Source organism: Nostoc sp. (assembly GCF_036917635.1).
In the GTDB taxonomy this organism is placed as follows: Bacteria; Cyanobacteriota; Cyanobacteriia; order Cyanobacteriales; family Nostocaceae; genus Nostoc.
The window spans coordinates 1-8,114 of sequence record NZ_JBALCW010000119.1 but is presented as its reverse complement, the minus strand read 5'-3'; the positions used below and the strand labels follow the sequence as shown (position 1 = coordinate 8,114).

General features: G+C 46.7%; 3 protein-coding genes. 2 read left to right on the top strand and 1 reads right to left on the bottom strand.

Annotated features, from left to right (window positions below):
• The coding region (locus V7K32_RS28550) for an FG-GAP-like repeat-containing protein (protein ID WP_334998308.1) at window positions 1-2,336 on the bottom strand (2,336 nt) is incomplete at its 3' end.
• Window positions 2,337-2,564: 228 nt separating this feature from the next.
• Between V7K32_RS28550 and V7K32_RS28545 the strand changes: the two genes are divergently transcribed.
• Both V7K32_RS28545 and V7K32_RS28540 read left to right on the top strand, forming a co-directional pair.
• Complete coding sequence (locus V7K32_RS28545; protein WP_334998306.1) at window positions 2,565-5,819, top strand: TIGR03032 family protein; 3,255 nt, start codon at window positions 2,565-2,567, stop codon at window positions 5,817-5,819.
• A gap of 477 nt (window positions 5,820-6,296) precedes the next feature.
• Window positions 6,297-7,778 (top strand): site-2 protease family protein, encoded by a 1,482-nt coding sequence (locus tag V7K32_RS28540; protein ID WP_334998304.1) that lies wholly within the window; start codon window positions 6,297-6,299, stop codon window positions 7,776-7,778.
• Window positions 7,779-8,114: the final 336 nt, after the last annotated feature.

The following is an 8,114-nucleotide window of genomic DNA, read 5'->3' as shown; positions in this document are numbered from 1 at the left end:
CCGACGGTGAAGTTGGTGGCAGTGGCAAAGCCGCCTGTGCCGTTGCCTAGCAGCACGGAGACGCTATTGCTGTAGTAGTTAGCAGTAGCCAAGTCAAGATTGCCGTCGTTGTTGAAGTCTCCCATTGTTACTGAGGTGGGATTATTGCCGACGGTGAAGTTGGTGGCAGTGGCAAAGCCGCCTGTGCCGTTGCCTAGCAGCACGGAGACGCTATTGCTGTAGTAGTTAGCAGTAGCCAAGTCAAGATTGCCGTCGTTGTTGAAGTCTCCCATTGTTACTGAGGTGGGATTATTGCCGACGGTGAAGTTGGTGGCAGTGGCAAAGCCGCCTGTGCCGTTGCCTAGCAGCACGGAGACGCTATTGCTGTAGTAGTTAGCAGTAGCCAAGTCAAGATTGCCGTCGTTGTTGAAGTCTCCCATTGTTACTGAGGTGGGATTATTGCCGACGGTGAAGTTGGCGGCTGGTTGGAAATTGGCGGTGCTGTTGGCACCAAGGATGTAGTCTGGGCTGGCTTCTAGGTTGACAGTGACGGTTTCGTTGGCGTCAGAGACTCCATCCGCGACAGCTGTGACTGTTAAAGTAGCGGTGGTTTGCCCAGAGGCGATCGCAAAGGTGTTGGCTGTGACAGCGGTGATATTTGTACCTGCTGCCAAGGTGTAGTCGGTGGTGGGGGTGGCGGTGCTACCTGTGGTGTTAAAGTTAACCACTAAGCCACCAACTGGGGCGGGAGTGTCGAGGGTGATGGTGAAGTTGCCGACTGTACCGCCTTCTGTGGGGTTAGTGCCTGGGGCGATCGTAATTTTAGGGGTGGTATTCAGCAGCACGGATATGGTGTTGCTAGCTTGGTTAATGACAGCCAAATCCAGCTTGCCGTCGTCGTTGAAGTCTCCCACTGTCACTGACTTGGGACGACTGCCGACGGTGAAGTTGGTGGCGGTGGCAAAGCCGCCTGTGCCATCACCTAGCAGCACGGAGACGGTGTCAACCCTGTAATTAGCGGCAGCCAAGTCCAGCTTGCCGTCGCCGTTGAAGTCTCCCACTGTCACTGACAAGGCATTAGTGCCGACGGTGAAGTTGGTGGCGGTGGCAAAGCCGCCTGTGCCATCACCTAGCAGCACGGATATGCTGTTGCTACTGTAGTTAGCAGCAGCCAAGTCCAGCTTGCCGTCGCCGTTGAAGTCTCCCACTGTCACTGACTTGGGATTACTGCCGACGGCGAAGTTGGTGGCGGTGGCAAAGCCGCCTGTGCCGTTGCCTAGTAGCACGGATATGCTGTTGCTAGATTGGTTAGTGGCAGCCAAATCCAGCTTGCCGTCGCCGTTGAAGTCTCCCACTGTCACTGAAGTGGGATTAGTACCGACGGTGAAGTTGGTGGCGGTGGCAAAGCCGCCTGTGCCGTTCCCCAGCAGCACGGATATGGTGTCGCTCCTGTAATTAGCGGCAGCCAAGTCCAGCTTGCCGTCGCCGTTGAAGTCTCCCACTGTCACTGAACTGGGATTAGTGCCGACGGTGAAGTTGGTGGCAGTGGCAAAGCCGCCTGTGCCGTTCCCCAGCAGCACGGATATGCTGTTGCTGGTCAAGTTAGCGGCAGCCAAGTCCAGGTTGCCGTCGCCGTTGAAGTCTCCCATTGTCACTAACCTGGGATTAGTGCCGACGGTAAAGTTGGTGGCGGTGGCAAAGCCGCCTGTGCCATTGCCTAGCAGCACGGATATGGTGTCGCTCCTGTAATTAGCAGCAGCCAAGTCCAGTTTGCCGTCGCCGTTAAAGTCTCCCACTGTCACTGACAAGGGACTACTGCCGACGGAGAAGTTGGTGGCGGTGGCGAAGGTTGCGAACACTCCGGGGTAGGCTTCTCTAATTTCTGGCGACAACGCTAGGCTGGAGGCAATTTGCCCGATGTTCACCTCTAGTTCCCAGGTTCCCCCTTGTTGGACGTTGCCGATTTTCTGGGCTGAGGCGGCAATGTTTGCCCCGGTGAGTTGGTGTAGGCGTTCGATGAAGGTTTTTCCCGTTTCTCCTTTAGCAACTTCACACCCATAAATCAGGATTTCTGCGGCTAGCCATTGTTGTAGTTGCTGGCGATATCTGTGGAGGTTATCTAAATTGAGTTGGCTATTACCTAGTTGCAAGCTGCCGGGGCTACCGTGGGCAATTATCTGGATACTGGCCCTTGGATAGTTGTGGCAGACGGCGCTAATTTGGGCGATGCCGTCAAGGTGTTTGTTGAGGACAGTTACTTTGGCTGTGGGTATAATGCCTTGGACGAGTATTTGATGGTCATCAATTCCGGCATCGATGATGACTAGAGTCTGCTTTGTGGTAGTTGCAGTTGTCATGATGTTTAAGTATTTCCCTGCTTTGGTATTAATTTGACCTTGAGTAAAATCACTTGCTGGTAAGATCCCCGACAACTTTTATGAAGTCGCGGATCTTGCACTCAGAAATGTTCTAATAAAATTTACGTAGCTATTGACTTGATTTTTTATGTATGTATAGTTAGAGACTAAACGCCCAACACTCTAGCAATGTTTATCGCTAGTGTCAAAAGTTATATTTTTTTGCCAATGAGCCTACAATCCACTGCTAAAGCTGCTCTCCCTGTAGAAATACTCGCCTCGCGTCATTTCATCGACTGGCTGCAATCCCAGCAAATTAGTCTGGCTTTCTCTACCTATCAAAGTTCGCGTCTGATGCTGTTAGGGGTGAACGCCCACGGGCAATTGTCGGGATTTGAGCGGGTTTTTGACCGCGCAATGGGGTTATATGCTACCCCAGAACGAATTTATCTCAGTTCTAAATCCCAACTCTGGCAGTTAGACAATGTGCTGACTCTTGGACAACTTTATGATGGTTATGACAAGCTGTATATTCCCCGAATTGCTTATACTACTGGGGATTTAGATATTCATGATTTGGCGGTGGAAGCTGATAACGATGGCTTTGCCAACGCCAGAGGCGAACGCATTGTATTTATCAGTACTATATTAAATTGTCTGGCAACGGTGAGCGATCGCCATAGTTGCATTCCCCTATGGAAACCTAAGTTTATTTCTAGTTTGGTAAATGAAGATCGTTGTCACCTCAATGGTTTGGCGATGGTAGCCGGTAAACCCCGCTATGTTAGCCTCTGTGGTGAATCTGATGTGGTGGATGGTTGGCGGGATAAGCGACAAGGCGGCGGTTGTATTATTGATATTCAATCTGATCAGGTGATTGCTAGGGGTTTATCTATGCCCCACGCCCCACGATTTTATCAGGGTAAGTTGTGGTTACTGAATGCTGGCACGGGAGAATTTGGCTATATCGATTCTGATGGAATATTTCAGCCTATTGCTTTTTGTCCCGGTTTTCTGCGTGGTTTGGCTTTTAGTGGCGATTATGCCATTGTCGGCTTATCTAAACCCCGCGACAAAACTTTTTCTGGTTTAAAACTGGATGAAAATTTAGTCAATAAAAATACTGAACCCCGATGTGGCTTAATGGTGATTGACTTGAAAACGGGTCAAGTTGTCCACTGGCTACGTCTAGAAGGAGAAGTGACGGAACTTTATGATGTGCAGATATTACCAGGAGTCCGTCGTCCACAAGCATTAGGATTCCAGACTGAGGAGATTCAGCAGATGATTACCCTCGATCCACGTTCTCCTGTCATAGAGGGAAATGCGCGAACTGACAAGTCAGCGCCTATACAAGAATTTACTAACAACGCAAATCAAGACAACATAATCTCTGCAATCACGCCTCAGAATCAAGACTGGCCTAATTCTGATTGGTTATGGCCAATCCCGCAGCAGCAATTCCCAGCCGTAGAACAACTTTATCAACAAGCATTAGCTTTACAAACACAACTACAATTGACAGAAGCGATCGCTTTATACGAAGAAATTATCGCCCAATATCCCCAATATGCCCCCGCTTGGTATCAGTTGGGGGTAATTATGGACAATCAAGGACAAACTAACCAAGCTATTCTGGCTTACCAACAGGCATTGACAATTAACCCGAAATATGCACAAGCACATAATAATTTGGGTATTGTGGAAGTAGCCGAGAAAAACTTAGAAAAAGCGATCGCTTATTTTCAGTCTGCAATTCTCAGCAACCCGAACTATGCTTTTGCTCACAATAATCTTGGTCTAGTTTGGCAAATGCAAGGTAAGCTATCAGCTGCTGCTGCTAAGTTTCAGGAGGCTTTACAGAAAAATCCCGATTATCCAGAAGCTTATCTGAATTTGGGCATAGTCTTAGAGGCACAAGAAAATTTAGAAGGGGCGATCGCTTGTTATCGTTTAGCTATTCGCCATAACCAAGACTATATTAAAGCATATAACCGCTTAGGTTCAGCACTCTTATCCTTGGCGATCGCTAGCAATGGTCAAGTAGATGAAGCCAAAGTAGCATTTGAAAAGGTTTTACAACTGCAACCAGACTCGCCTGAAGCATTCAATTACTTATTTTACCTCAAAGAAATGAGTTGCGATTGGCGTAGTCGTCAGTCTGATTTAACCCGCATCTGGGAACAAACTGTCTCTGAGGTTGAGAAGCAAAAACCGACAACAATCGGTCCCTTTGATAGCTTATACAAGCCTTGGGACAAGACTTTTTTGCTCAAAATAGCTCAAACTCATGCACAAAGTATTAAAGCACAATGGGCAAGTGAAAAGCAATCTCTGAATTTTACTCATTCCCGGTTTTTGAATGGGCGGCTACGCATCGGCTATTTATCCAATGATTTCCGCAACCATGCTACTAGTCATTTGATGAAAAGCTTATTTAACCTGCACGATCAAGCTAATTTTGAGATATTTGTCTATTCTTTCGGCACAGACGACAATAGCGAATACCGCCAACACATCGCTGTTAACAGCGAACACTTTCGAGATATTACTACTTTATCTATAGAAGAAAGCGCCCGCCAGATTTATAATGATGGTATTCATATATTAATCGATCTCAAAGGTTATACTGCTGGTTCTCGCAGTGCGATTCTGGCTTTGCGATCTGCTGCGATTCAGGTTAGTTATTTGGGCTATCCGGGAACGATGGGTGCTGACTTTATCGACTATATAATTAGCGATCCAGTTGTGACACCACCAGAATTTGCTGATGGTTTTAGCGAGAAGCTAGTCACCTTACCCCACAGTTATCAAGTCAACGATTATCAACAAGCGATCGCTTCTACCCCTGTGACTCGTTCTGAGTATGGTTTACCAGAGTCGGGTTTTGTCTTTTGCTGCTTCAACAACAACTATAAAATAGAACCGGAGATTTTCGATGTGTGGATGAGAATTCTCGCCGCAGTTCCGGGTAGTGTGTTGTGGTTAATTGTGAGATTTCCTGCTGCTGAGGATAATCTTAAAAGAGAAGCCCAAGCGCGAGGAATTAATAGCGATCGCTTAATTTTTGCCCAATATCACACCAAAGCAGAACATTTAGCAAGACATCAATTAGCAGACTTATTTCTAGATACCCTTTATTATAATGCTCACACTACAGCTAGTGATGCTTTATGGACAGGTTTACCAGTCGTCACTTGTATCGGAAAAACTTTTGCTTCTCGTGTTGCAGCTAGTTTGCTCACAGCAGTTGGTTTACCCGACTTAATCACTAATAACTTAAAAGAATATGAGCAATTGGCAATACATTTAGGTCATTCCCCTATAGCATTGCAGGAACTCAAACAGAGATTAGCACAAAATCGTACCACTTATCCTCTGTTTGATACACCACGCTTTACCCGCAATCTTGAACTTGCCTACTTTGCTATGTGGGAGATTTATGCTGCTGGAAACCCGCCAAAAACAATAGAGTCAAAATAATTCGTATTTCATCGGGTGGAGTCGCCATCATATCCCTACCCTGCCTCCGGCTTCCCTCTTTGAACTCACAAGGGACTTCCAAGAAATAAATTACCCAATCTTGTCCACAATAAGTAGTTGAGTATTTTTTTATTTAAAAGTCCCCAAAGAGGGATTGAGGGTGAGGCTTGATATAGATGTTTAATTACGCCTATAGCGGTTCTCCTTTATGTGAGGTACATCGGTAGGGGCATGGCAGTGCCATGCCCCTATACCTGGCGAGATACCGCATCTGAATGGGAACCGCTATACCTAACTACAAACCTTTAATTAATTACGCCGTACTACTTACAAGTTCGACTTGCACGATGCTTGGGTTAGGCTACGCGCACTCAAAGCCGGATAATTTGGGCAGATTACAGGCGGCGTTATACATTAATAAGTGTATCTGCAATACCGGACTTGTTCTGGCTTAGTCTCAATAGCAAAGGTTTGGAGATGTTTACTTTATCAGAAACTTCTATCCTGGCGGCAATCCTACTGGTAGCTTTAGGCATTTTAGGCTGGGGCTTTTATCGCGCCAGACCTTTTGGTAAACTGGGAATCTTAGCCTGGTTACAGTCGGTGGTGTTGATGACTCCCTGGCTCCTGTTTTTTGGATTGTTTGCCGCAGGAATTTACATCAATATAGCGGGTATATTGTTCTTAGTGGTAACTTCCGCCGGATTGTACGTCTACCTGGGCAGACAGTTACGCGCAGCTGGGCAAGATGCCATCCTCAAGCAACGCGCCACAGAAAGACTCGCTGCTGATTCCTTACTTGAAGCAAATTCCCCACAACCAAAAGTAGCAGAACTGAAACCCGATATCCCACCGATACCAGAAGAAGACTTGAATGCAGTTAGAGGTATTTTTGGTATCGATACGTTTTTTGCGACAGAAACGATCGCCTACCAAGATGGAGCCATTTTCAAAGGCAATTTGCGGGGAGAACCAGAAGAGACTCACAACCGTCTAACTGCAAGTTTGCAACAACGCCTTGGCGATAAATATCGCCTATTTTTAGTGGAAAATACAGACAGCAAACCAGTGGTAATTGTCCTACCGAGTCGCAATGATCCGCGGCCGATGTTGTTATCGCAAAAAGCTTTTGCAGGTATTCTGTTGATAGCGACCATTGCCACAAGCTTAGAAGCTGGGGGATTACTGCTGAATTTTGATTTATTTGCCAATCCAGAGCGGTTTCAACAAGCTTTGCCCATAGGCGCTGGGATATTTGCGATTTTAGTAGCTCACGAAATCGGTCATTGGTTACTTGCCCAGCGTCACCAAATCCGCCTTAGCTGGCCTTTCTTTTTACCCGCAGTGCAAATTGGTTCTTTTGGTGCAATTACCCGCTTTGAGTCTCTATTGCCCAACCGCAAGGTATTATTTGATATCGCCTTGGCAGGGCCGGCCGCAGGTGGTATTGTCTCTTTGTTAATGCTGGTGACGGGCTTGGTGCTTTCCCACCCAGGTAGTTTATTTCAATTGCCAAATCAGTTTTTCCAAGGGTCGATTTTGGTGGGAAGTTTGGCGCGAGTTGTTCTTGGTTCGGCTTTACAGTCGTCGTTGGTGAGTGTTCATCCTTTAGTGATAATTGGTTGGTTGGGGTTAATTATCACCGCTTTGAATTTAATGCCCGCAGGACAACTAGATGGTGGGCGCATTGTTCAGGCGATTTATGGACGCAAAACCGCAGGACGGGCAACGATCGCAACTTTAATTTTACTGGCGCTAGTGTCTCTCGGTAATACTCTTGCCATGTACTGGGCGATCGTGATTTTCTTTTTGCAACGCGATCAAGAACGCCCCAGCTTGAATGAAGTCACTGAACCCGATGATGCTAGAGCTGCTTTGGGGCTTTTGGCTCTATTTTTGATGATTACCACGCTTTTACCCCTCACTCCTGGCTTGGCTGGACGTTTGGGAATAGGATAATGCTTATGGATATACCCAAACAAGCAATATTTCTTGTTTAAGGGACTTCCAAATAAAAAAATACTCAACTACTTCTTGTGGGGTGGGCAATTTATTTCTTGGAAGTCCCTAAGTGGGCGCAAATAATCATCACTAGCTCGTAGTTGCGCTAAAGCGCAAGAGGGCGCAACTACGAGCCAAATACAGAGATTTTACTTTTTGTTACATAGTTTGGTTTTATCTTGCCTACCTACTTACAGTAACTGTACGTTCGCTGATTTTGACCTTGCGAGGAGGAATTATGTCTTACAGAGCCTAAGTTCCAGTTCATAAAGGAATTCAGGCATTTTCATGGCA

Bases quoted from the DNA above. Each gene is read 5' to 3' on its own strand.
- V7K32_RS28545 (WP_334998306.1), top strand. From the start codon at position 2,565: ATGAGCCTACAATCCACTGCTAAAGCTGCTCTCCCTGTAGAAATACTC.
- V7K32_RS28540 (WP_334998304.1), top strand. From the start codon at position 6,297: ATGTTTACTTTATCAGAAACTTCTATCCTGGCGGCAATCCTACTGGTA.